The sequence below is a fragment of the Natronoarchaeum rubrum genome (genome assembly GCF_024494695.1).
On the sequence record NZ_JANHDP010000003.1, the window covers coordinates 305,296 to 329,399 of the forward strand.

The 24,104-nt window shown below is 66.1% G+C and carries 27 protein-coding genes; 17 read left to right on the forward strand and 10 right to left on the reverse strand.

The window, feature by feature from the left end:
• Positions 1-17: 17 nt before the first annotated feature.
• Positions 18-1,274, forward strand: coding sequence for a serine hydroxymethyltransferase (gene glyA, locus NO931_RS09135; RefSeq protein WP_256391350.1), 1,257 nt, complete (start codon positions 18-20; stop codon positions 1,272-1,274).
• An 81-nt stretch (positions 1,275-1,355) separates the two neighbouring features.
• The gene (locus tag NO931_RS09140; RefSeq protein WP_256391351.1) at positions 1,356-1,595 is read left to right on the forward strand and encodes a hypothetical protein; all 240 of its coding nucleotides are present in this window, start codon (positions 1,356-1,358) and stop codon (positions 1,593-1,595) included.
• A gap of 33 nt (positions 1,596-1,628) precedes the next feature.
• Here the strand turns inward: NO931_RS09140 and NO931_RS09145 are convergent, their stop codons facing one another.
• Complete coding sequence (locus NO931_RS09145) at positions 1,629-1,931, reverse strand: DUF7969 family protein (RefSeq protein WP_256391352.1); 303 nt, start codon at positions 1,929-1,931, stop codon at positions 1,629-1,631.
• Between the two features lie 149 nt (positions 1,932-2,080).
• Here NO931_RS09145 and NO931_RS09150 point away from each other — a divergent pair, with 149 nt between their 5' ends.
• Positions 2,081-2,932 carry an eIF2B alpha/beta/delta subunit family protein gene (locus NO931_RS09150; protein ID WP_256391353.1) on the forward strand — a complete coding sequence of 284 codons (852 nt, stop codon included), beginning with the start codon at positions 2,081-2,083 and terminating at the stop codon, positions 2,930-2,932.
• Positions 2,933-2,985: 53 nt separating this feature from the next.
• On the opposite strand, the gene NO931_RS09155 is transcribed toward NO931_RS09150, so the two are convergent.
• The 5 genes from NO931_RS09155 to NO931_RS09175 form a co-directional block, all read right to left on the reverse strand.
• Entirely contained in the window at positions 2,986-3,303 is a 318-nt protein-coding gene (locus NO931_RS09155) for an RPA12/RPB9/RPC11 RNA polymerase family protein (RefSeq protein WP_256391354.1), read from the reverse strand.
• A gap of 232 nt (positions 3,304-3,535) precedes the next feature.
• On the reverse strand, positions 3,536-4,648 hold the full coding sequence (locus NO931_RS09160) for a Gfo/Idh/MocA family protein (RefSeq protein WP_256391355.1): 1,113 nt from the start codon (positions 4,646-4,648) through the stop codon (positions 3,536-3,538).
• Between the two features lie 62 nt (positions 4,649-4,710).
• Entirely contained in the window at positions 4,711-5,421 is a 711-nt protein-coding gene (locus NO931_RS09165; RefSeq protein ID WP_256391356.1) for a TIGR00266 family protein, read from the reverse strand.
• A gap of 46 nt (positions 5,422-5,467) precedes the next feature.
• Positions 5,468-6,436: a sugar phosphate isomerase/epimerase family protein gene (locus NO931_RS09170; protein ID WP_256391357.1), complete on the reverse strand. Its 969-nt coding sequence runs from the start codon at positions 6,434-6,436 to the stop codon at positions 5,468-5,470.
• 64 nt (positions 6,437-6,500) lie between these two features.
• Positions 6,501-7,604, reverse strand: coding sequence for a Gfo/Idh/MocA family protein (locus tag NO931_RS09175; protein ID WP_256391358.1), 1,104 nt, complete (start codon positions 7,602-7,604; stop codon positions 6,501-6,503).
• Positions 7,605-7,864: 260 nt separating this feature from the next.
• Between NO931_RS09175 and NO931_RS09180 the strand changes: the two genes are divergently transcribed.
• Entirely contained in the window at positions 7,865-8,092 is a 228-nt protein-coding gene (locus NO931_RS09180) for a DUF7385 family protein (protein ID WP_097007777.1), read from the forward strand.
• A gap of 21 nt (positions 8,093-8,113) precedes the next feature.
• On the opposite strand, the gene NO931_RS09185 is transcribed toward NO931_RS09180, so the two are convergent.
• The gene (locus NO931_RS09185) at positions 8,114-9,622 is read right to left on the reverse strand and encodes a uracil-xanthine permease family protein (protein WP_256391394.1); all 1,509 of its coding nucleotides are present in this window, start codon (positions 9,620-9,622) and stop codon (positions 8,114-8,116) included.
• 216 nt (positions 9,623-9,838) lie between these two features.
• On the opposite strand from NO931_RS09185, the gene NO931_RS09190 reads away from it, so the two are divergent.
• From NO931_RS09190 to NO931_RS09215, 6 genes are all read left to right on the forward strand, one after another.
• On the forward strand, positions 9,839-10,876 hold the full coding sequence (locus NO931_RS09190; protein WP_256391359.1) for an NAD(P)-dependent alcohol dehydrogenase: 1,038 nt from the start codon (positions 9,839-9,841) through the stop codon (positions 10,874-10,876).
• A gap of 257 nt (positions 10,877-11,133) precedes the next feature.
• Positions 11,134-11,538 carry a carboxymuconolactone decarboxylase family protein gene (locus tag NO931_RS09195; protein WP_256391360.1) on the forward strand — a complete coding sequence of 135 codons (405 nt, stop codon included), beginning with the start codon at positions 11,134-11,136 and terminating at the stop codon, positions 11,536-11,538.
• A 71-nt stretch (positions 11,539-11,609) separates the two neighbouring features.
• Positions 11,610-12,281 (forward strand): O-methyltransferase, encoded by a 672-nt coding sequence (locus NO931_RS09200; protein WP_256391361.1) that lies wholly within the window; start codon positions 11,610-11,612, stop codon positions 12,279-12,281.
• A gap of 151 nt (positions 12,282-12,432) precedes the next feature.
• Positions 12,433-13,455 (forward strand): ABC transporter ATP-binding protein, encoded by a 1,023-nt coding sequence (locus NO931_RS09205; protein WP_256391362.1) that lies wholly within the window; start codon positions 12,433-12,435, stop codon positions 13,453-13,455.
• Entirely contained in the window at positions 13,455-14,246 is a 792-nt protein-coding gene (locus NO931_RS09210; protein WP_256391363.1) for an ABC transporter permease, read from the forward strand. The genes NO931_RS09205 and NO931_RS09210 overlap by 1 nt, the downstream gene beginning before the upstream one ends.
• Before the next feature lie 164 nt (positions 14,247-14,410).
• Entirely contained in the window at positions 14,411-15,079 is a 669-nt protein-coding gene (locus NO931_RS09215) for an RAD55 family ATPase (protein WP_256391364.1), read from the forward strand.
• A 21-nt stretch (positions 15,080-15,100) separates the two neighbouring features.
• Here the strand turns inward: NO931_RS09215 and NO931_RS09220 are convergent, their stop codons facing one another.
• Entirely contained in the window at positions 15,101-15,871 is a 771-nt protein-coding gene (locus NO931_RS09220) for a creatininase family protein (RefSeq protein ID WP_256391365.1), read from the reverse strand.
• Between the two features lie 574 nt (positions 15,872-16,445).
• On the opposite strand from NO931_RS09220, the gene NO931_RS09225 reads away from it, so the two are divergent.
• From NO931_RS09225 to NO931_RS09250, 6 genes are all read left to right on the forward strand, one after another.
• On the forward strand, positions 16,446-17,900 hold the full coding sequence (locus NO931_RS09225) for a twin-arginine translocation signal domain-containing protein (RefSeq protein WP_256391366.1): 1,455 nt from the start codon (positions 16,446-16,448) through the stop codon (positions 17,898-17,900).
• A gap of 208 nt (positions 17,901-18,108) precedes the next feature.
• Positions 18,109-19,062 carry a carbohydrate ABC transporter permease gene (locus NO931_RS09230; RefSeq protein WP_256391367.1) on the forward strand — a complete coding sequence of 318 codons (954 nt, stop codon included), beginning with the start codon at positions 18,109-18,111 and terminating at the stop codon, positions 19,060-19,062.
• 1 nt (position 19,063) lies between these two features.
• The gene (locus tag NO931_RS09235) at positions 19,064-20,017 is read left to right on the forward strand and encodes a carbohydrate ABC transporter permease (protein ID WP_256391368.1); all 954 of its coding nucleotides are present in this window, start codon (positions 19,064-19,066) and stop codon (positions 20,015-20,017) included.
• A 4-nt stretch (positions 20,018-20,021) separates the two neighbouring features.
• A complete protein-coding gene (locus NO931_RS09240; protein ID WP_256391369.1) occupies positions 20,022-21,224 on the forward strand; it encodes an ABC transporter ATP-binding protein in 1,203 nt (400 codons plus the stop codon).
• The gene (locus tag NO931_RS09245) at positions 21,224-21,427 is read left to right on the forward strand and encodes a DUF8005 family protein (RefSeq protein ID WP_256391370.1); all 204 of its coding nucleotides are present in this window, start codon (positions 21,224-21,226) and stop codon (positions 21,425-21,427) included. The genes NO931_RS09240 and NO931_RS09245 overlap by 1 nt, the downstream gene beginning before the upstream one ends.
• Before the next feature lie 185 nt (positions 21,428-21,612).
• Entirely contained in the window at positions 21,613-21,885 is a 273-nt protein-coding gene (locus tag NO931_RS09250; protein ID WP_256391371.1) for a hypothetical protein, read from the forward strand.
• Positions 21,886-21,967: 82 nt separating this feature from the next.
• On the opposite strand, the gene NO931_RS09255 is transcribed toward NO931_RS09250, so the two are convergent.
• Positions 21,968-22,474, reverse strand: a complete 507-nt coding sequence (locus NO931_RS09255) for an SHOCT domain-containing protein (protein ID WP_256391372.1) — start codon at positions 22,472-22,474, stop codon at positions 21,968-21,970.
• A gap of 142 nt (positions 22,475-22,616) precedes the next feature.
• Here NO931_RS09255 and NO931_RS09260 point away from each other — a divergent pair, with 142 nt between their 5' ends.
• The gene (locus NO931_RS09260) at positions 22,617-23,288 is read left to right on the forward strand and encodes a phosphoglycolate phosphatase (protein WP_256391373.1); all 672 of its coding nucleotides are present in this window, start codon (positions 22,617-22,619) and stop codon (positions 23,286-23,288) included.
• A 162-nt stretch (positions 23,289-23,450) separates the two neighbouring features.
• Here the strand turns inward: NO931_RS09260 and NO931_RS09265 are convergent, their stop codons facing one another.
• Positions 23,451-24,050 carry a metal-dependent hydrolase gene (locus tag NO931_RS09265; RefSeq protein ID WP_256392056.1) on the reverse strand — a complete coding sequence of 200 codons (600 nt, stop codon included), beginning with the start codon at positions 24,048-24,050 and terminating at the stop codon, positions 23,451-23,453.
• Between the last annotated feature and the right edge of the window lie 54 nt (positions 24,051-24,104).

Genomic DNA, 24,104 nt, shown 5'->3' on the forward strand with positions numbered 1-24,104 from the left:
CCCCCCGACGTACGAACATGAAGTACGACACCGTCAGGGAGGTCGATCCCGAGATCGCAGACGCCCTGAGCGGCGAGGTAGAGCGCCAGCGAAGCACCCTCCAGATGATCGCCAGCGAGAACCACGCGAGCGAGGCGGTCCTGGAAGCCCAGAGCTCGGCACTGACGAACGTGTACGCCGAGGGCTACCCCGGCGCCCGCTACTACGCGGGCTGCGAGTACGCCGACGAGGTCGAGAACCTGGCCATCGAGCGCGCGAAGGAACTCTGGGGCGGCGACCACGTCAACGTCCAGCCCCACTCGGGCACGCAGGCGAACATGGGCGTCTACCTGGCGGTACTCGACCCCGGCGACAAGATTCTCTCGCTGGACCTGACTCACGGCGGCCACCTCTCACACGGCCACCCGGCGAACTTCACGGGCCAGCTGTTCGAGGTCGAGCAGTACGAGGTCGACCCCGAGACGGGCTACATCGACTACGAGGAGGTCAAAGCGCAGGCCGAAGAGTTCGATCCCGACATCGTCGTCTCGGGCTACTCGGCGTACCCCCGCACGGTCGAGTGGGAGAAGATCCAGGAGGCCGCCGACGCCGCCGACGCGTACCACCTCGCAGACATGGCCCACATCACGGGCCTGGTCGCGGCGGGCGTCCACCCCTCGCCGGTCGGCGTCGCCGACTTCGTCACCGGCTCGACCCACAAGACGATCCGCGCGGGCCGCGGCGGCATCATCATCTGCGACGAGGAGTACGCCGACGACGTCGACTCGGCCGTGTTCCCCGGCGCGCAGGGCGGCCCTCTCATGCACAACATCGCCGGCAAGGCGGTCGGCTTCGAGGAGGCGCTCGATCCCTCGTTCGAGGAGTACGCCCAGCAGACGATCGACAACGCCAAAGCGCTCGGCGAGACGCTCGCCGACCACGGCTTCAGCCTCGTTTCGGAGGGCACGGACAACCACCTCGTGCTCGTCGACCTCCGCGAGTCCCACCCGGACGTCACCGGTAACGACGCCGAGGAGGCGCTCGAAGAGGTCGGCATCGTCCTGAACGCCAACACCGTGCCCGGCGAGACCCGCAGCTCGTTCAACCCGAGCGGCATCCGCGCCGGCACGCCGCCGCTGACGACGCGCGGCTTCGACGAGGAGGCGACCCGCACCGTCGGCGACCTCATCGCGCAGGTCGTCGACGCCGTCGCCGAGGACAACTTCGAGGAAGTCCGGGACGACGTCGAAGCCGAGATCGACCGGCTCGCCGCCGAGCACCCGCTGTACGAGTAACGACGCCGCTCGCGGCGTAGCGATCCGAACGCGGAACCCGGATCGCAACTTTTAGTGTCGGCCAATCTACAATATCGGCCGATGAGCGTCGACGGAATCTACGTTCTCGCCTCGCTTCTCGTGCTCCCGATCGGCATCCTGCTGTTTCTCCTGTCCGGCCCCGCCGGACTGTTGCTCGGTGGCGTGTTACTCATCGTACTCGGGGCGTTCTGGAACTCCGTGCAGAACGCCGAGCGTCGGATCCAGCAGTTGGAGCAGCGCGTGGAAACGCTCGAAGCCGACCGCGAAGGCGACGCTGCCGTCAACGACGAGGGGCGGTAACGCACGTCCGGAACGGTAGGGAGTCGCTGTCGGTCAGGGCCGGAAATCGAACCGCGGGGCGTCCTCCAGCGACGGGCCGTCGTCGCGCTCGAACCCGCCCTCGTACTTGATGAAGTTGAGGTAGAACGTCCGGCCGCAACCGCTGCCTTCGTCCTCGGGATCGCCGATACAGACGAACTGGATGCCGTCGGCCGCCTCGCGATCGTCGTCGGTCGTCGACGCGTAGTCGTACCCCGCCAGCGGTTCGCGCGTCACGGACTTGTCCGCGAGGTAGGCGTCCCGCTCGATCTCGACGACGGCGTCGCAGTAGGGACAGGTGTAGCTCACCGAAACCATCGCCGGAACGTACGGCCCGCGACCGCATCACGGTTCCGACGCCGGTCTCCGACCGATCGATGCCGACGCTCGTCGGTCGATCCTCTGCGTCGGGACGGAGCGTTGCCCTCCCCGCAAGGACTTTGCCCGCCTGCCGCGAGTGTGATGACATGATCAACGAGACTGTCGCGGAAATCGAGGAGATGCAGACGTCGAGCTCCTCGACGGTGGCGATCAAGGCGACCCGGGCGCTGGAATCGCTGCTCGACAGGGACTTTGCGACGGTCGAGGAGTTCGAGCGCGACATCGATCGCAACGTCAGCGCGCTGCGCCGGGCGAACCCCTCTCACGCGTCGCTGCAGAACGCGATGCTGGAGGTGAAAGACGCGGTAACGACCCGAGACTACGACGACATCGAGGAAGCCAAGCGGGACGCTCAGGAGGTGATCGACGGCGTCGTCGAGGGGATCGAGAAAGGCAAGCGAAGGGCCGCTGCGAACGCCGTCGACCTGTTCGAGGACGGGATGGCGATCATGACCCACGACTACTCGACGACGGTGCTCGAAGCGATCGAGCTGGCGATCGCGGAGGGCATGTACCTCGACGTGTACGTCACCGAGGGCCGGCCGCGCTACCTGGGCCGGCGAACCGCGCGGACGCTCGCGGGCTACGACCCGATCGACGTGACGCTGATCACCGAAGGCGCCTGCGGACACTACCTCGAGAAGTGCGACCTCGCGATGACCGGCATCACCTGCATCGTCGACGACGTACTGTACAACCGGGTCGGGACGTTCCCGATCGCCGCGACCGCCGACACCGTCGGGACGCCGATGACCGTCGTCGGATCGGGCACCAAGATCGTCGAGGAAGGGTTCGTCTTCGAGAACGACTATCGCCCCGCCAGCGAGGTGATGCTCGAACCGGCCGAGGGGTTCGAGGTCGGCAACCCGGCCTACGACGCGACGCCGCTCGAACTGATCGACTCGGTCGTCACCGACGAGAAGAATCGGGAACTCTGAGGGCGGCGCGTCGATACGGACATCTACGAATTGAGTGGTTTGGTACCGAGGAGTCAGGACTCGCGCCACTTGTGGCCGCACTCGACGCAGGTGAACAGCCGCACCTCGTAGGAGCCGCCCGGCTTCGGCAGCATCTCGTAGTAGGCCCGGTCGCTGTCGCAGTCGTCCGCCGGACAGGGCTCTTGCATCGTCTCGGTGGAGCCCTGGGTTGCGTCGGCCACGTCGGGTGCCCCGTCGTCCCGCTGTCCATCCTGGATCGCCATCGCGGCTTCCGCTTGCGAGTCTCGCGACTCCTCGTTCTCACAGGAGCGACACAGCCACGTGTCGCCCTCCGTGTGCATCATCGAACCACACTCGTCACAGAATCGCATATTACGTAGAAACACCCGGTTATCGAATATATGTGTTAACTTCCGATCCGTCGTGGATTTCAGGCAACTGCTCGTGCTGACGGTATCGACCGTTTCTCGTTGCTCGCTATTCGAGCGGCTCGTCGTGCAAGACTCGCGCGCTGTCTCTATCTCATCCAGTAGAAAGTCCCCCTACGGGCCGTCTCGAACCACCATCCGGCATCCAACCTCGATCCGCCGCCGCCGAGACGCCCTACTCGACGTCGACCCACTCGCCGCGGTCGTCGCTCCGCTCGACGGCGTCGAGCACCCGCTGTGCGGCCAGTCCGTCCTCGAAGTTCGGCGACGCCGCGCCGCCCTCGGCGACCGCGGTGAGGAACTCGTAGTTCTCGTGGACGAACGTGTGCTCCCAGCCGATGACGTGGCCCGGCGGCCACCAGTGTTCGACGTAGGGGTCCGACTCGTCGGTGACGAGCACGGTCTCGTAGCCGCGGTTGTGCTCGCGGAGCACCTTCAACTCGTTCAGGCGTTCGAGCGAGAACTTGAGGCTGCCCTTCGAGCCCTGGATATCGATCGTGTGGTCGTTCTTGTGACCGTTGGCGAACCGCGAGGCCTCGAACGTTGCCATCGCGCCGCCCTCGAACTCCGCCTGCGCGGAGTAGGCGTCGTCGACCGTCACCGGACGGGTCTCGTCGTCGCCCTCGACGGGGCGCTCGTCGACGAACGTCTTGAGATGCCCCGAGAGGCGATCGATCTCGCCCTGTCGGTCGCCGACGAGGAAGCGCGCGAGGTCCACGGTGTGAGAGCCGAGGTCGCCCAGCGCGCCGGAACCGGCCATCTCCTCGTCGTTGCGCCACGACCACGGCGCCTCCGGGTCGACCAGCCAGTCCTGGAGGTACCGGCCGCGGACGTGGTGGATCTCGCCGAGTTCGCCGTCGTCGATCAGGTTCTTCGCGTACCGGATCGCCGGGACGAAGCGGTAGTTGAACGCCGCGCCGGCCGGCACGTCGGCGTCCCGCGCCGCGGCGGCCATCTCCTCGGCCTCGTCGAGCCGCGGCGCCAGCGGCTTCTCGCAGAAGACTGGCGTCCCCGCTTCGAGCGCCGCGATCGACGGCTCGGCGTGGACGTGGTTCGGGCCGAGGTTGTAGAAGACGTCGACCTCGTCGATCACGTCGCGCCAGTCGGTCGCCGTCCGCGAGAAGCCGAGCTGGTCGGCGGCGTCCGCCAGCGCGTCCTCGTCGCGACCGATCAGAACGTCCCGCTCGACGTCGGGCGCGTCGGGAAAGAACATCGGCAGCCGAGCCAGCGCGTTCGCGTGGGCCTGTCCCATGAACCGATAGCCGAGTACGCCGACCTGTAGGGTCATGGAGGGTGATTCGTGGGAACTCAAGTTAGTTGTTCCCGTCTGCGATCATCCCCGGGTCCGGCTCAGAACACGTCGACGTTGACCCCGCCGTCGTCGTCGCCGTTGCCGCCCTGCAGCGAGCCGGCGATGGCCGAGGTAAAGGCGTCGAGCCCGCGCGTCTGGTACCACACCGTTCCGGGGCCCGAAAAGTCCATCACGAGCCCCTCGCCGCTGAGCAGCGTCGACTTGAGGCCGCCGACGCGCCGGGCGTCGAAGTCGACCGACTCCTCCCACGCGACGACGTGCTCGTTGTCGACGGTGTACGTCTCGCCGCTTCCCAGTTCGACGGTCTCCAGTCCGCCGAACGCCTCGATGAAGACGCTGCCGGTCCCCTTGAGTGCCAGGGGCGTGATGCTCGCGCCGGCCAGCATCGACTGCAGCCCGCCGAACTCGGAGTCGATGTCGATTTCCGGGCCGGAAGCGAGAAAGGCGCCGTCGACGGCGTACAGCGTTTCGCCGTTCAGTTCGTGGTGGTGGACGTCGCCGGGCTTGGGCGGCGCGAGCGTCACCGTGCCGCGCCCGCCCTCGGCGGTGAATTCGTTTGCGACCAGCGACTCGCCGCCGAGCATCGATTTCGCCGAGCTGAGCAGCCCGTCGCGACTCGACGTCGTCTCGATCCCGATCGTCGACGAGTGGCTGACCATCGCGCCGGGCTCGGCGAGGATCGACTCGCCCTGTTCGAGCTCGACGTTCAGGTGGGCGTACGCGGGACGGTGAGTGATCTCGATCTCCATCGTGGCGGTACGTTGTCCGCCGATGGCTTAAAAATGTACGTGCGCGCTACGCCCAGTAGGCGTCGCCGGGCTGGGTGTCGAAGACGGCGCGATCGAGCATGTCGACGGCCTTCTCCAGCCCTTCGAGCGAGGAGGTCAGCGAGTCCTCGTGTTCGATCGAGAGCGCGCCCTCGTAGCCGACCATCCGGAGCGTCGAGACGATGTCCTTCCAGTGGGACTCGCCGTGGCCGTAGCCGATCGAGCGGAACAGCCACGAGCGGTCGGCCTCCTCGGTGTAGGCGGTCGTATCGAGGACGCCCTTCTCGCGGGCCTGTTCCTCGTAGACCTTGGTGTCCTTGGCGTGGAAGTGGTGGATGGCGTCGTGCTCACCGAGCAGGCGGATCGCGTCGGTAATCTCGATTCCCTGCCAGTACAGATGCGAGGGATCGAAGTTCGCGCCGATGCGCTGGCCCGTCGCCTCGCGGAGTTCGAGCATGCCGTGTGGCTCGTAAACGAGCATGTTGGGATGCATCTCGATGGCGACGTCGACGCCGTGCTCGTCGGCGAACTCGGCGATTTCGCTCCAGTAGGGGATCGCGACCTCTTCCCACTGGTACTCGTGAGCGTCGGCGTGCTCGCTGGGCCACGGCGCCGTGATCCAGTTCGGCACGTCGTCGTCGGGCCCGCCCGCCGGCAGCCCAGAAAAGCAGGTGACCGTGTTCACGTCCAGCTGGCCGGCGAGTTCGATCGCCTCGCGGAGTTCGGTGTCGGCCGCCTCGGCCTGCTCGTCGTCGGGGTGGAGCGGGTTGTTGTGGGTCGCCAGCGCCGAGATGCGCATGTCGTGCTCGTCGAGGGCGTCCTGCAGTTCGGCCTGAGCGTCCGCGTCGTCGAGATACTCCGACCGCGGGAGGTGGTCGTCGCCGGGGTAGCCGCCGACGCCGGGCTCGACGGCGTCGACGCCCATCTCCGAGAGCACGGAGAGCGCGTCCTCGAACGAACGATCGTAAAGCGGCGGTGTGTGTACGCCGATGTCCATACTGCTCGCAACGACCGACTGGAGAATAAAACTTCGGAGAGAAACGACAGAGAGGAACTCGGAGTTAGTCGTTCGCGACGGGCGCGTCGGCGTCGGACTCGACCTCCTCGTCGAGTCTGACGGCGCGGCCGGTCTCGCCGGACCGGTAGATGGCCTCGATGACGCGCTGGACGGTGAGCGCCTCGTCGACCGTGTTGCGTTCGGGGGGCTGGCCCGACGCCACGGCCTCGAGGAATGCGACCTGCTCCTGTCGGTGGGGATCGTGCGAGCGCGTCTCGACCTCGGTCGTCGAGAGGTGGTGTGCGCCGCCCTGACCCGCCTCGTAGAGTTCGAGGTCGCCGCTGGACTTGTCGAAGCGCGCGCCGGCCTCGGTGCCCCGGACGAAGAACTCCTGAGTCGGCGGGCGGTTAGTCGCCCACGCGACCTCCAGCGAGATCGTCTGGCCGCCGGCACAGCGGATCAGCGCCGTCGCGGAGTCGTCGACGTCGAAGTGGTCGGCGCCCTGGTCGTCGCCCCACATGTCGACGTAGGCGTAGTCCTCGTTCGTGCCGAACTCCGAGCGTGCGGTGCCCGAAACCTCGACGACCTCGGGATAATCGAGGAAGTGCAGCGCGAGGTCGATCGCGTGGACGCCGATGTCGATCAGCGAGCCGCCGCCAGCGACGTTCTCGGCGGTGAACCACGAGCCCCGCCCGGGGATGCCGCGGCGCCGAACGTAGTTCGCCTCGACGTGGGTGACGTCGCCGAACTGGCCGGTCGTCTGCTGGTCCTTGATGATCTCGGCCTGGTGGTGATAGCGGCTGTGGAACCCGACCATGCAGAAGCTGTCGGCCTCGCGGGCCGCCGCGACGATCCGCTCGGCGCTCTCGACGGTGTCGGCCAGCGGCTTCTCGAGGAGCACGTCGATGTCGGCTTCGAGCGCGTCGACGGCGTACTGCTCGTGGAACTTGTTCGGCGTCGTGACGACGACGGCGTCGACCTGCTCGAACAGCTCCGCGTGATCCTCGAACGTCGGTACGTCGAACTTCTCCGAGAAGTCCGCCCGAGCGTCGGAGTCGATGTCCATCCCCCCGACGAGATTGGCGCCGAGCTCGGTCAGCCGGTCCGCGTGGTAGTGCCCGATGTTACCGAGTCCGACGACCCCCAGTTGCACGTCGTTTCTAGTCATACCCGTACTCTGGGTATTGGGCGGTTTAACTCTTTCAGATCCGTCACACGGACACTCGCTTCTTGCTACCATTTTCGCTCTGAGAGGAACGATTCGTGGAACTGAGCATCGACAACCTTTGAACGAATCTCAGTCGCGCGCGGCGACGCGGCGAGTAAGCTCGGCGTACTCGACGCGCCGAGACGGTCGGGTGGTGAGTACACCGGTCCCCTCGCCTGACCGGGATATAGTTTTAACATTCGCGGCACGAATAGGCGGGTATGGAACAGTTCGACAAGTTCGTCTCCTCGACGACGCTGCGCGAGGAGAACGACTCGATCAAGCTGTATCAAAACACCGTCTCGCTCGCCTGCCCCGCCTGCGAGGAGCCGTTCGACGACATGGTCGTCTGCAAGAACGAGTACACGAGTCTGAACCAGACGATGCCGCTGGACCTCTGTACGACGGTCCACGACGGGACGCCGGTTCTGTTCACGCACAAACCCTGAGATCCGTTTTCGCGGAGTCGCTCAGTCGTCCGCGCCGGCCCAGCGATCCCAGAACGACTCGAACTCGTCGTCGTCCTCGGTGAGTCGCTCCCACGCCGCGAGGCCGCGCTCTTCGCGACTGCCGGGGATCGTGTTGTCCAGCACGAGCGCCGACAGGCCGCCGACGGCCATCCCGGTCGAGCCGATCACGTAGATCGTGTCTGCGATCAGCCGCTCGCCGAGCAGCGGGCCGACGACGGCGACGCCAGAGAGGCCCGCCCGGAACCCGGCGATACTTTGGAAGTTCCCCATGTACGCCGGAATCGCCAGTCCGACGAACAGCGCGAAGCCGACGATGAACGTGTTGCGCGAGGAGTCGAGATCGACGTGCTTGAGATTCGAGACCCCGACCGCGACGATCTGTGCGAACATCGCGACGAACAGGCCGCCGACGATCGGGTCCGGGATCGTCGCGATGGCCTGCCCGAAGTAGCCCACGAAGCCGACGACGATCATCACCGCGGCGCCGATCTGGACGACGTAGCGGGAAGCGACGCCGGTCAGCCCGATGGCGCCGATGTTCTCGGAGTACGACGTCGAGCCGCCGGTACCCATGATGCCCGAGAATAGGTTCATCAGCCCCTCCATGCCGATGCCCTGGTTGATCCGCTTCTCGCTGGGCGCGCCCGAGCCGGTGATGTTCGCGACGGCGTAGTAGTCGCCGATGCTCTCGACGACCGACGCCAGCACGCCGGCGATCATCCCGGCGATAAAGGCGCCGGTGAACTGCGGCGTTCCCCACTGGAACGGGTAGATCGGCAGGACGAGCGATGTGTCGGTGATGTCGCTCAACGCGATGTAGCCGGGCTGTCCGCTCTCGATGATGCCCCCGACCGACAGTCCGGCGGCGAGAAGCCAGGCGATCGCGAGACCGAGGACGACGGGATAGAGACGGAACGCCCGGTGACGAACGTCGAGATACTGCGAGAACAGCACGATCAACCCGAGCGTCAACCCGAGCAGCCACCAGTTCTGCTGGGCCGCCGTGATCTGGGGCGCCCCGAACAGCGACAGCCCGATCAGCGCGATCGTCGGCGCGATCACGACCGGCGAAAGGTACCGTCGCAGTTTGCCGATCAACCCGAAGTACCCGATCGCCACCTCGACGAGCGAGGCGACGATGATCGCACCCTGCAACTGCAACAGCGCCGCCTCCCAGTCGCCGGCGCCGACGCCGGTCGTCGTGACGACCGTCACGACCGCCAGCGCGGGCGTCAGCATCGAGAACGGCGCGCCCTGTACGATCGGGTACCGGTTCCCGAACGTGGTCTGGGCGAGCGTGGCGATCCCCGAGACGACGAAGAACGTGCCGATGAACCGTGCGGTCACGCCGGGGGGCATCCCCATCGCGTCCGCGAGGATCAGCGGGACGGCGATGTTCGCGCCGACCATCGTCAGGTAGTGCTGGACGCCCAGCACGGCCGATTCGCCCACTGGGGGTTTGTCGTCGATGCCGTACTCGAGATCGTCGGATGCCGATCCGTCGGACATCGGTTGCTCCCGTTCGATGCCGCCGTCGGGCGTCGCGCCCGCGGACGGCGCCTCCTCGGTACCCGTCATATGTTCGTATCGTCGGACCAAGGCCCCGGGGAGAAGATAGTGCTGTTGATCCGATCCGGAGATTCGCCAACTGGGATTCGAAATAATCGGCGAACCGTTCACAGCTACTAGATTTTTGCCCGCGGCTGACAAAGTCTAACACGGACTATGGAAGCCGCGAGACTTCACGAGTACACCGAGGAGATGGGGAGCGCGCTGGCGATCGACGAGGTCGACCGGCCGGAGCCGACGCGGTCGGACCACGTCGTCGTCGAGGTCGAGGGCGCGGGCTGGTGCCAGACTGACAACCACATCATCGAGGGGATGTGGACGCCGTACGTCGATCAGGAGCTGCCGATGACGCTGGGCCACGAGAACGCCGGGACGGTCGTCGAGACGGGCGAGGAGGTCACCACCGTCGCGGAGGGCGATCAGGTGATCTGTCACCCGGTGATGACCTGCGGGAAGTGTCGCGCCTGTCGGGTCGGCGAGGACATGTACTGCGAGAACCTGTCGTTTCCGGGGCTGGACACCGACGGCGGGTTCGCCGAGTACCTGTTGACCTCCGAGCGCTCGGTGATTCCCCTCGACACCGTGGACCCCGTCGAGATCGCGCCACACGCCGACGCCGGCATCACGGCGTACCACGCCGCCAAGAAGGCCGTCGACGAACTCTATCCGGGCAGCTACGCCGTCGCCATCGGGATCGGCGGGCTGGGACACATCGGCGTCCAGGCGCTCGACGCGATGAGCGCCGCCGAAATCGTCGCGGTCGACCTGAAGGACGAGGCGCTCGATCTCGCCGAGGACTGCGGCGCGGACTACACGATCAATTCGGGCGACGAGGACGTCGCCGAAGCCGTCGAATCGATCACCGAGGGCGACGGGGCGACGCAGATACTCGACTTCGTGGGCGCCGACAGCACGACCGCGCTGGGGCCCGAGATCGTCGCGCCGGGGGGCGACCACCACATCGTCGGCTACGGCGGGGACGTCCACCAACCCGCGCAGGATCTGGTCGACGCCGAGATGTCCTACCGCGGGACGCTCGTGGGCAAGTACTCCGAGCTGGAGGAGCTCGTCGCGCTCGTCGAGCAGGGGATCATGGACCTGCACACGACCGAGTACGACCTCGGCGAGATCAACGAAGTCGCCGAGAGGCTGGAGCACCGGGAGATCGAGGGGCGGGCCGTTATCAAGCCCTGACCGATCGGGGTGAGCAGTCGGAGACGACCGCGTGATCGGGGGTTGACCGCTGTGCGTTCGACTCCCGGGACGAACGACGTCACTCGCGTCCGGAGAACCATCGATTCAGGCACGACGCCGTAACCGATTGTCAAGCGGTATCGGATGTCAATAAATTAGATTCATACTGGTGCGAACCGAAATCATAACCGGGTTTCGGGCCTGCTCTCGGCGCCGGGGGACGCCGTGAGCAGATGAGGAACCCGGGGAGAACGACAATGGCATCAGCAGACACGCACGCGGAGATCGAGGAGCATTTCGGCCAGGTACCGAGTTGGATGGGAGTGATCTCGGATCCAGCGGCCGACCACAGCTGGGGGATCATGCGGGATCTTCTGCTCGGGGAGACCGAACTGTCCGACCGGGAGAAAGCGCTCGTCGGCCTCGGAGCGGCCGCGGCGATCGAGTGCCCGTACTGCGTCTACTTCCACCGGGAGGAGGCGAAGCTCGCGGACGTCACCGACTCCGAGCTGACGGAGGCGGTCAACGTCGCGGGCACCACGAAGTACTTCTCGACGATGCTGCACGGGGCACGGTTCGACGAGGAGCGGTTCGTCGAGGAGACGGACGACATCATGGAGCACATCGAGGAGCAACAAACCGCGGCGGCGGGCGACGACTGACCGGGCGGCCCGTCCGCACTTTTTGAACTCGTTGCCCAGAGTATTTCACCCGGCGCGAACTCGATACGCCTATGACGGACGTCCTGCCCGACGAGAGCGCCCGGTTCGTGCGCGCAGTGGGACCGCAGCCCGACGAGATTCTCGAAGAGATGGACGAGTACGCCGAGGAAAACGGCTTCCCGCACGTCGGTCCGGAGGTCGGGGGCTGGCTCGCGCTGCTGGCCCGGACGGTCGACGCCCGGCGCGTGTTCGAGTTCGGCTCGGGCTACGGCTACTCGGCGTACTGGTTCGCGCGCGAACTCCCGGCCGACGGCGAGGTCGTGCTGACCGAGCACGACCCGGACGAACTCGAGATGGCCCGCGAGTACATGGACCGCGGCGGGGTCTCGGACCTCGCGACCTACGAGGAAGGCGACGCGCTGGCGGCGATCGAGCGCCACGAGGGCCCGTTCGACGTCGTGCTCGTCGACCTCCGGAAGGACCAGTATCCCGACGCGTTCGACGCCGTCCGCGAGAAGGTCGCGCCCGGCGGCGTGATCGTCGCCGACAACGCGATGACGGCCGGACCGATCCAGTTCGAGAAGCTCCTGGAGTTCCAGGAGGGCGGCGACCCCGACGACGTCAACGAGCACACACGCGGCATCGCGACGTACCTCGACGCCGTGCGCGCCGCGCCGGAGTTCGAGACCGCCGTGATGCCGATCGGCGAGGGCATCGCGGTGAGCCACAAGGAGCGGCGGTGAGACGCCGCGGTCGCCGCGGCGCCATGCGGTGGTGATCTCGGCGTCGAGCCCCAGTACGTTCGGCGCCGAACGGCGGTAAATTCGGCAGTTCCGCGCGTGCAACCGACCGATTGCGTGCGGCTTAACCGAGTGCGAACCCAGTTTCCGGTAGATGCCGCCAGCTATCGAGACGGACGGGCTCGTCAAGGAGTACGGCGAGCTCAGGGCGCTAGACGAGCTGTCGCTCCGCGTCGAGGAGGGCGAGTTCTTCGGCCTGCTCGGCCCGAACGGCGCGGGCAAGACGACGTTCATCAACATCCTCGTCGGCCTGGCGCGCAAGTCCGGCGGCGAGGCCCGCGTGTTCGGTCACGACGTCGTCGACGACTACCAGGAAGCGCGGGACGCCATCGGACTGGCGCCCCAGGAATTTAACGTCGACCGGTTCTTCCCGATTATCGAGGTTCTCGAGCACAAGGCTGGCTACCACGGAATTCCGCCCGAAGAAGCCACCAGACGCGCCGAGGAGTCGCTGAAGCGGGTCGGAATTCATCACAAACGCGACGAGCGGTTCGACTGGCTTTCCGGCGGGATGAAACGACGGTTCCTGCTGGCCCGCGCGCTGGTGACCGACCCCGACCTGCTGATCCTCGACGAACCGACCGCCGGCGTCGACGTGCAGCTTCGCCACGACATTTGGGACGTGATCCAAACTTTGAATCAGGAGGGGACGACGATCCTGCTCACGACCCACTACATCGAGGAGGCCGAGCGCCTCTGCGACCGCGTCGCGATCCTCAACGAGGGAACGAAACTGGACGTCTCGACGCCCGAGGAGCTGATGGGACGGGGAACCGACACGATCTACGTCCGCGTGCGCGAGGACGAGCAGGCGCAAACGGCCGAGCCGGAGCGTGTCGCCGCCGCGGCGACAGGTGCCGGAAGCGAGTCAGTCGCCGACGACGCGTCGGCGTCCGTACCGGCCGGCGACCGGCTGACGGCGATCGACGGCGTCAAGTCGGCGACCGTCGAAGACGGGCGGCTCGCCGTCCGAGCGAGGAACGGCGGGAGCACCGCGCCCGAGGTGCTCAACGCGCTCGAAGCCGAGGGCTACGAGATCGCCGACCTGGAGATTTCGCGCACGAGCCTTGAGGAGATTTTCGTGGAGATGACCAACAGAGAACGGAGTGATCGCTGATGAGCTTTGGACTGCCAGTTGGCGCGCGAGCGTTACTGAAGCGGGAGATCCAGCGGTACCTGCGTCGGTACACCAACACGTTCGCGCCGCCGCTGATCACGAACGTGCTGTACTTCTCGGTGTTCGGCGTGATTCTCGGCGGGCGGATCGACCAGATCCAGGGCTTCGACTACATCGTCTTCCTCCTGCCGGGGCTGGTCGTGCTGGGGATGATCTCGAACGCCTTCGAGAACGCCTCGTTCTCGATCTTCCACGGCAGGTGGAACGAGTACATCCACGAGACGCTGACATCCCCGTTATCCTACAGCCAGATGGTCGCGGCGTACGTCGTCGCCAGCGCGCTGCGGGGCGTCCTCGTCGGCGTGCTGATCGCCGCGATCGGCGTCGCGTTCACGCTGGTCAACGGGCAGATAGCGACCGTCACGATCGCCCAACCGCTGTACCTCGCGGCGTTCGGGCTGATCGTCCCGACGCTGTTCTCCGGCTTCGGCGTGATCGGCGGCTTGCTAGCGGAGGACTTCGATCACCTGACGGTGATGAACCAGTTCATCCTGCGCCCGCTGGTCTTTTTCGGCGCGGTGTTCTACTCGCTGGAGACGCTGCCCGGCGTCTGGCGCGACCTCTCGCTGCTCAACCCGATGGTGTACATGGTCGACGGCGTGCGCTACGGCTTCCTGGGCTACTCCGACGTCGACCCGTGCGTCTCGCTGGTCGTGCTGTCGGCGCTGACGATCGCCGTGCTGTTCGTCGACGTGCAGCTGTTCAAGCGCGGCTACGGGCTGACCGACTGACTCGTGACGCCCGACTGTCCCGGGAATCGCGCCGTAGTAACCGGCTACGATCCGTAAACGAACTCGTAACTAACTGGGAGGTACGCGAACGCTCGGCGTACCGTGATCGATACCGATCAGCATCGCACGCACGACCGAACCGACCGGACGCCGCGCGGACGCCGATGAGCCGCCAGTTCCGGACCGGGATCGACCTGCTGGACCGCCAGCTCGGCGGGGGCATCCCCGCCGGCAGCGTCGTGGCGCTGACGGCGCCGCCGTCGAGCCAGTCGGAGCTCCTGCTGTACGAGTTGGTCGGCCGGCGCCGGACGCTGTACCTGTCCGCCGAGCGGACGGCTGACGACGTTCGATCCGTGCTCGACGAACAGGTGAGCGACGCCGACGGACGGGCCGGCGACACTGCCGGATCTGCCGGCGCCGCCGCCGAGTGGCACGTCCGAGAGACCCGCGGCGACGACCAGATCGATCGGGCGACGCGACTCCTCCGGTCGATCGCGGACGGCGCGCTCGTGATCGTCGACCCGGTCGACGCGCTGGAGCGGTCGGATCGACGCCGTTATCGCCGCTTTCTCGCCGAACTGCGCGAGGAGATGGCGTCGACCGGTGGCGTCGCCGTGCTCCACTGCCTCGACGGCCGCGAGTCGCCGCCGCTGCGCGACGTCACCGAGTACATGGCCGACGTGGTGTTCGAGCTCTCGACGGAAGTACAACAGGAGACGGTACGGACGCGGCTGCGCGTCCCGAAGTTCCGCAACGGCGCCGCGCCGACCGACGTGATCCGGCTCCAGCTGACCGACGAAGTTGCGGTCGACCACAGCCGCGAGATCGCCTGAATCGGTCAGAATCAGCGTCGCTCAGACGTGGGGCTTCGCGGTCAGATCCTCGAAGCGCTGGTCGTCGAGCCACTCCAGTAGCGCGACGAGTTGCTCGGTCGCCGCCTCGAACAGCTGTTCGCCCTTCTCGGCGGTGGCGTCGCGCTGATCGCCCAGCACGCCGTTGTCGGTGTTGTCGATCGCGTCGTAGAAGGTTCGAGCGCCGTGGCGCCGCAGATCGTCGTCCGAGAGCGTCCGGAGCCCGCCCTCCGCGGCCGCTTCCAGTTTCTCCTCGCGGACCAGTTCGGGCGCGAGATGCTGGATCATCGCCGTCTCCTTGGGGCCGCCGTGGGGCCCGTTGTGCTCGAACAGGTCGTCGACGAGGTCGGGGATGCTCTCGTTCCACATCCACTCGATGGCGTAGGCAATGCCGTCGCGGCGAAGCCGGCGTCCGACCTCGCGGAGGTGCTGGACGTTGCCGCCGTGGGCGTTGACGTAGACGATGCGGTCGATCCCGTGGTACGCCAGATTTCGCGAGAAGCTTTCGACGTAGTTCCGGAACGTCTCCGGGTCGACCCACATCGTCCCGTGGAACTGCCGGTGGTGCTCGGAGACGCCGATCCGCACCGGCGGGGTACAGAGATAGCCCGTGCGCTCGGCCGCCTCGCGGGCGAACCCTTCCGCGATGATGTGGTCGGTGCCCTCCGGGAGGTGGGGCCCATGCTGTTCGGTCGACCCGAGTGGCACGATCGCCAGCGACTCCGACTCGAAGTACGACCCCAGTTCCGGCCACGTTCGGTCGGCGAGTTGCATCTGGTACCAACACGGTCTCGTCGCGGGTTAAGCATTGTTGCCGTCACCGATCGTCCCCGAGCGTCATCGCGGTCACGGGCTGCAGTTTCCTCGTCCGACGGGGACGCCGCTACCTGCCATTCTGCAGTGACGAACGGTATCGTGTTATTCGAGCTAGACGAAAGCCCTCGTTACGTCCCGGGAAACGTAGCTATCGGTGTGAGGTTTCGAACGTCGGAGCCGATTCGGCGTCGCGTCGGTGAAACGGTCGCGGGGCTAAATTCGCGGAAGCGAGCCCGTGACGCGGCGGCGTCTACGCGGAACTGCGATAGACTCTCTTCTCGATAGCCCTCGTGTCCGGCCGTTCGTCGAAAGTGCAGGTTACTCCATGCAATAGCGATAGTGACTCCCGCACTATACTGAATATTTTAAGTTCTTATATTATTTTCCCAAAAAACACAATAGTATATGGACGATAGTGACGTAATTCTAAATCGCCATGCCTCAAAGGGGGAACGACGGAGGCCGACGGGACGGCGACAGACGGCGCCGAAAGTACACTCGAACGATCGGCACAGACGACGGTCCGTCCTCCGTGTCTCGGCGACGGTTCGTCGAGGCTGCGGGCGCGGCTGGAGTCGTGGCGGGGCTTGGCGGGTGTATCGTCCAGGACTACGGCAGCGAGTCCCAGGAGGGCGAGATCGACGTGGGGGAGGTGCCCGACGAACCGATCACGCTCCAGTGGGCGGCCAGCGAGCAGGAGGCGGGCGCGTCCGAGGAGATCGTCTCCGCGCTCCACGACGCCGGGATGCCCGAAAACATCGACATCAACTTCCTGTCCGGCGGCAACGTGACCTCGGACCGGCAAAACCAGTACGAGCAGTGGCTTGCCGCAGATCGCGAGAAGCCGGACCTCCTGCGAATGGACAACGGGTGGACGATACCGTTCATCGTGCGCGAACGGATCCTCAACCTGGAGCGCGTGCTTCCCGAGGAGACGACAAATCGAGTGAAGAGCGACTACAACGAGATGAGCGTCCGGACGGCGATGGACCCCGAGAGCGAGGACCTGTACGCCATCCCGCTCTGGATGGGGCTGCCGACGATGCAGTACCGCAAGGACCTCGTCGAGGAGGCCGGCTACGATCCCGACGGCCAGAACTGGGCGACGGAGTCGATGTCCTGGAAGCGATTCTCGGAGATCACGGCCGACGTGATGCAACAGCAGGGAATGGATTACGGCTACACGTTCCAGGCTGACGTCTACGCGGGGCTGTCGTGCTGTGATTTCAACGAGTTCATGAGCTCCTGGGGCGGCGCGTACTTCGGCGGCGTCGAAAACCTGTTCGGACCGATCAACGACCGGCCGGTCACGATCAACGAACCGCAGGTTGTCGATTCGATCCGGATGGTTCGAACGTTCATCCACGGCAGCGGCGCGCCGAACACGATGAACGAGTACGCGGGTAACATCGCCCCGGTGTCGGTACTGAACTGGACCGAACAGTCCTCGATGCGGCCGTTCTCGAACGGCGAGACGGTGATGCACCGAAACTGGCCCTACGCGATCAGCGTCAACGGGGCCCCGGAAGCCTTCGGGGAGGATCTCGGTGTGATGCCGATTCCGTGGGCTGTGCGGTCCGACGAAGCCGAGTACGCCGGTACCGGCGGCCCCGTCGCCGCGCTGGGCGGGTGGCACGTCGCGATCAACCCGAACACGCAGAACATGGCCGCCGCCGTCGCCGCGGTCGAGGCGGCGACCAAGGACTCGTTCAACTTCGATCTGTTCGAGATTCTCGGGCAGATCCCGCCCAAACCCGACCTGCTCGACACCCAGAGAGCGAGAGACGTCCCGGTCATGGGCCGATACATGGACGCGCTGCAAGTCGCCAGCCAGAACGCCATCGCCCGCCCGGTGACGGTCGTCTGGCCGGACCAGTCCAGACAGGCTGCACAGGCGGTCAACTCCGCGTACGCGGGTGACGTGGCGCCCCAGCAGGCGATGGCCGACCTCGAGAGGACGTTCGAGGAGATCGAGGAGAGCACGTGATACCACAGATCATGCACATGACAACTCACTGCACGACAACCGACCCGCCCCGGCGCGTACGCTCCGGAAGTCGCTGTCGCCGAAGCGTCACGGTGACTCGACTCGATAGGCCCGCGTCTCATCGGGGCGACGAGACAGGAATAACCGTCGCGACGACACCGCCTGCACCGGGGAGGAGACCGCTCTCACTGAGGGGGTGGACCACGCCATGAGCCTGGCGAGCGTCGTCTCCCAGCCGGCCAACTGGACCGAACGGCTCAACGAGACGCAGTTCGCGTACCTGATGCTGGTGCCGGTGTTCCTGTTGCTGGGCGTCATCGCGATCTGGCCGCTGTTGAGCACGTTCCGGATGTCGCTGTTCGCAGATAACTTGACGAGCGCTGCCACGGTCGGCGAGTTCGTCGGCCTCCAAAACTACGTCGAGTTGCTCTCGGGACAGCGCGAGCCGGTGTTGCCCCGGCCGTTTTTCGACATCAGCCAGCCGTTCCGGAGCGCACTGCTCGTGACGCTGATCTTCGCGGTCGTCAGCGTCCTCTTGGAGACGCTCCTCGGGTTCGCCGCGGCGCTGGTGTTAGACCAGGAGTTCCGCGGCCGGCGCTGGTTCCGCGTCGCGCTGATCCTGCCCTGGGCGGTGCCGATCGTCATCCAGGGGATGATCTTCTACCTGATGTTCGCACCGGGGATCGGCTTCGCGACCGATCCGCTCAACAACCTCGGCATCTTCGGGGCGACGCCGCTGACCAACAGCTTCGACTCGCTGGTGATCATCGTCATCGCCGACGTCTGGAAGACCACCGCGTTCATGACGCTGCTGATCCTCGCGGGGCTCCAGAGCATCGACCGAAGCCTCTACGAGGTCGGCCGGGTTTCGGGCGCGTCGAAGTGGCAGCAGTTCAAGATGATCACGCTCCCGCTGGTGCTGCCGGCGGTGCTGGTCGCGATGCTGTTCCGGTCGATCAACGCGATGCGCGTGTTCGGGTTGATCGAAACGGTGTCGGACTGTGGCACCGTGCCGTCGCTGTCGTGCATGGTCGTCCAGACGTTCAGTTCCGGGCGCTACGGCACGTCCGCGGCGATCGCGTTCCTCACCGCCGCGATCATCGGCGGCGCGGTGATGATCTACATCGTCCAGTTCGCGCGCGGTCAAGCGGAGGTGATCTGAGATGGCCGGCGAAGCCGAGACCTCACGTCAGTCTCAGGAGGAGGAGGATGCCGGTCTCTACGAGCGCTGGGTTCAGGAGTCGATGCAGAACCCCGAGCGGGTGTACAACGGGCTGTTCTACGTCGTCACGCTGTTTTTCCTCGTGACGATGATGTTCCCGTTCTACTGGTTGCTGGTGCTGGCGCTCACGCCCAACGAGCAGATCGCCAACATGGGGCTACTGCCGCGAGGATTCAACGTCGAGGCCTTCGTACGGATCTTCGAGCTGCTGCCGTTCGGCAGGTTCGTGTTCAACAGCATCTTCCTCGCGCTGCTGACGACGGCGATCGTCCTGCTGCTGGCGAGCCTCGCGGGATACGTGTTCGGGCGCCTGGAGTTCCCGGGCCGACAGCCGCTGATGCTGTTGATTCTGGCGATCTCGTACTTCCCGCCGGCGGCGTTCCTGCTGCCGTTGTTCGATCTGTTCACCGGCAACGTCGTGATTCCGCTGGGCCCGGTCGCGATTCAGAGTCCGGTGCTGTTCAACACGCCGGGGGCGATGATCCTGCCGTTCAGTTCGCTGTTCATGCCGCTGTCGATCTTCATACTGACGACGTTCTACGCCCAGATCCCCGACGGGCTCGAAGACGCCGCCAGGGTCGAAGGGACGACGCGGATCGGCGCCCTGTTCAGGGTGATCATGCCCCTGTCGGCGCCCGGCGTCGCGACGGCCGGCATCCTCACGTTCATCGCCGTCTACAACGAGTTCTTCTTCTCGTTCCTGATGAACGACGGGCAGGCCCAGAACTGGGCGCCGATCGTCTGGGGGATCCTGGGCTACCAGGGCCAGTACACGCAGTTCTACAACCTGATGGCGGCCGCGAGCATCGTCGGCGTGCTGCCGGTGGTGATCCTGGTCGTCATCGCACAGGAACGAATCGTGAGCGGACTGACCGCGGGCGCACTCAAGGAGTAAAACAATGGGAGACGTCAAACTAGAACACGTAACGAAACGGTACGCGGACGTAACGGCAGTCGACGACATGAACTTAGACATCAGCGACGGCGAGTTCGTCACGCTCGTCGGCCCGTCGGGGTGTGGCAAGTCCACCACGCTGGAGACGATCGCCGGCCTGACGATCCCCACCGAGGGGACGATCACGATCGCCGATCGCGAGGTGACGAACTTGCCGCCCAAGGACCGGGGGATCGCGATGGTGTTCCAGAACATCGCGCTGTTTCCCCACATGGACGTCTACGACAACATCTCGTTCGGACTGCGGCTGCGAGATTTCGACAAAGAGGAGATCGAGCGGCGCGTCGAGCGCGCGACCGAGATCCTCCAGATTCAGGGGATGCTCGACCGGATGCCCGAAGAGATGTCCGGCGGCCAGCGCCAGCGCGTCGCGATCGGGCGCGCGATCGTCCGGGAGCCCGAAGTGTTCCTGATGGACGAGCCGCTGGCCAATCTGGACGCCAAGCTCCGGGTCCACATGCGCACGGAGCTCCAGCGCCTCCACAAGGAGCTGGACACGACGATCATCTACGTCACCCACGACCAGGCCGAGGCGATGACGATGTCCGACCGCATCGCCGTGCTCAACGAGGGGCAACTCCAGCAGATCGCGGCGCCGCTGACCTGCTACAACGAGCCGGCCAACCGGTTCGTCGCGGGCTTCATCGGCTCGCCCAGCATGAACTTCCTCGAAGGTGAGCTGACGGCCGACGGCATCACGACCGACGACTTCGCGGTCGAGTTCGACGTCGCCGCCCTCGACGGCTACGGCCCCGGCGACGACGTCACGCTGGGCGTCCGCCCGGAGGACGTACACCTCGAAGAGAACGCCGACGAACTCGCCCATCCGACCACCCCGTTCCCCGCCCAGAACGACGTCATCGAGCCGATGGGCGACGAGATCTTCGTCTACCTGATCGTCCACGACCTCGAGGGCGGCGGGCAGGAGGGCGCCGTCACCGAGCGCGACCCCGACGAGCAGGTGCTGATGAGCGTCGATCCGGACGCCGACGTCGAGATGGACGCGCGCGTCCAGATCGTGTTCGACAGGAGCCGCCTGCACCTGTTCGACACCCGATCGGGCGACGCGATCACCCACGGCCTCGTCCAGCCCGCCAGCGGCGTCGACCAGCGAGCACGGGGCGCCGAGTCGGAGGGCGACGACTGATGGTTTCGACCGTCGGCGTCGTGTACGTCGTCGGCGTCACCGTCCTGTTTTTCTTCTGGGTCTACGGCATCTACGCGTTCGGACGGGACGTGCGGCGGCGGTACCTGCCGGCGCTGCGGGCGTACCTGGAGCAACGCGAGAGCGACGCCGAAGCGGCGCGGGCCGAAGAGGAACGGGAGGAGCGAGAGCAACAGTTGTACTGACGCCGGAGGCTCGCGTCCTCCCCGGGCGCCGTCGACGTCGGGCTGAGTGGGCAGTTGTCTCCGTCGGAAGAATATCGTTCATACACAAAATAGCATGAAACAGCAGGTCGGTGAGAACTGCGTATCGAACGGCGGTTCGATCTACACGTCACCAGATTTTAGTAACTAGATATGACTTTTAGACTATGGAACGTCTGTATTTGTACCAAGGAGCGCTTGCCGTGCTGGGGCTGTCGTTTCTGCTCAACGCGGGTAGCTCATTCGCTGCCGGAGACTGGAGTCTCGTTCCACTCCTTTTTGCAGTAAGTGGGGCCGGTCTGCTTCTCGGAGCGGGTTACGAGTCGCTCCGAACTGACCCTGCCGAGTTTACGATCTCTACTGGTTCACTCTTTATTATCAGCGGCGGCGCTTGCCTGAGTCTCGTCATTACTGTTCTCGATATCGTGTTTTCCTTCTGATCGTCTGCCGTACGATCCGTATCGACCGCGCCGAGTCAGGATACATCATCCGCTGAGAGTTTCGACAAAGCCGGCCAGTCGATCAGCGTCGATCCTCGGTCTCGACCTCGCTCCGGGCCACTGACTGGGAGCTGCCGTCCCCGTCGTCGTCGAGCAGTCGCTCCATCTCCCGCTCGAACTCCGACTCACCGATCTCGCCGGCAACGTATCGCTCTCTGAGCTGTTCCTTCCGATCCTCGGTCGTCGGCTCGACCTTTCCGGAGACGTCGAACTCGCGCAGGGCCGGGAACTCCCGTTCGAGGCGCTCAACGAACGACGCCAGCCGGTCGTCCCGGGGCAGCGACGCGCTCCGGAGGACGGAGACGACGGTCGCGAGGAGAAACAGCGCCGCGATCGCGCCGAGAGCCAGCCCCGCAACGACCCACTCGGCGGCTGCTCCGAGCATCGCCAGCACGACGAACTCCTCGCTCGCGTAGACGCCGCCGCTCAACGCCGACAGCGCGTCGAGCAAGCCCAGGAGACCGACGCCGACCAGCAGGACGGTGCTGACGACGAAGCCGCCGAAGTACAGCCAGCGACGCGAGACCATGTCCCAACCTCCGGGCCGGAGCATCGTTAAACGTGCGGACCGTGCGATTACGTCGCCTGTCCGGATCGCGACGACGACGTCGGGGCCCCGACGCCGCTGGCCGTTCGCAACAGCTTAGGGCGCGAGCGCCGACCCACCGACAATGACGGCGCCGCTCGTACTCGACATCGACGGGACGCTGACGAGAGCCGACGGGGAGCCGGGGATCGACCCGCGCGTATTCGAGCCGCTCCGCGAGTGGCCCGCTCCCGTCGTGATCGCGACGGGGAAGGCGTTCCCGTTCCCGGTCGCGCTGAGCCAGTTCGTCGGGCTGCCCGAGCGCGTGATCGCCGAGAACGGCGGCATCGTCTACGCCGAGGGAGAGGTCAGCGTCGTCGGCGCCCGGGACGCCGCCGAGGCCGCCGTGGCGTCGCTCCGCGAACGGGGGTACGATCTGGGCTGGGGCGAGCCGGATCTCGTCAACCGCTGGCGCGAGACCGAGCTCGCCGCCAACCTCGACGTGCCCGAAGCGCCGCTGCGCGAGGTCGCCGCCGAGCACGGGCTGGAGGTCGTCGACACCGGCTACGCCTACCACATCAAGGATCCCGAGATCGGCAAGGGAGACGGGCTCGAAGCCGTCGCGGAACTACTCGGTCGCGATCCCACGGAGTTCGTCGCGATCGGCGACTCGGAGAACGACGTCTCGACGTTCGGCGTCGCCGGCGAGAGCTACGCGGTCGCGAACGCCGACGACGCCGCGCTGGGGGCCGCCGACCACGTCACCGACGGCGTCCACGCCGCGGGAACGCTCGAAGTGCTCGACCGACTGCGATAGTCTCCGTCGCCCGGCCGCGATAGTCTCCGTCGCCCGGCCGCGATAGTCCCCGTCGCCCGGCCGCGATAGTCTCCGTCGCCCGGCCGCGATAGTCCCCGTCGCCCGGCCGCGATAGTCTCCGTCGCCCGGCCGCGATAGTCCCCGTCGCCCGGCCACAGTAGTTCAGTTCGTCGCCTTGCCGACGCCGCCGGACAGACGCCGGCGGATGCCGACGAGGAGTTCGCGAAGCACCGGCGCGCCGTCGTAGAGCCACAGCAGCGCCGTCAGGCCGATCACGCCGGTCTGCACGAGTACGAGCGTCGGCGGATCCGGAGCGGTCAGCGCGTCGACGTACTCGAAGAACAGATCGATCGTCACGCCGACGACCGGCTGCTCCGGGCTCGGCGGCGCTTTTTCGACCGGCCAGAGGACAGGCGACAGCAGGACGTCGCCGCCCCGCAGGACGTCCTCGACGATGTCGCCCGGCAAGTGCAGCAGGTAGCCGACCGCGAGCGCCGCGCCGACCCGAGCGCGGCCGTAGGAGCGGGCGAGCAGGCCGGCGGCGACGGCCAGCGGCACCGCGAGGAAGATCGAGTGACCCAGCGCGTAGCCCGACTCGAACACGCCGTACTGCCACGACAGCGGCTTGTCGATCAGGTCCGGCCCCTGCGAGCCGACGACCGCGGCGACGGCTTCGAGCGCGCCCGGCGATCGCCGGGCGAGGAGATGGCTCAGCAGCGAGTACGCGAGATACCCGACCGCCGCGTGTTCCCAGGGCAGCATGGGCGATCGGAGAGCCCTCGCGGGATTAGTTATGCGGTCGCTGTGACTGACGAC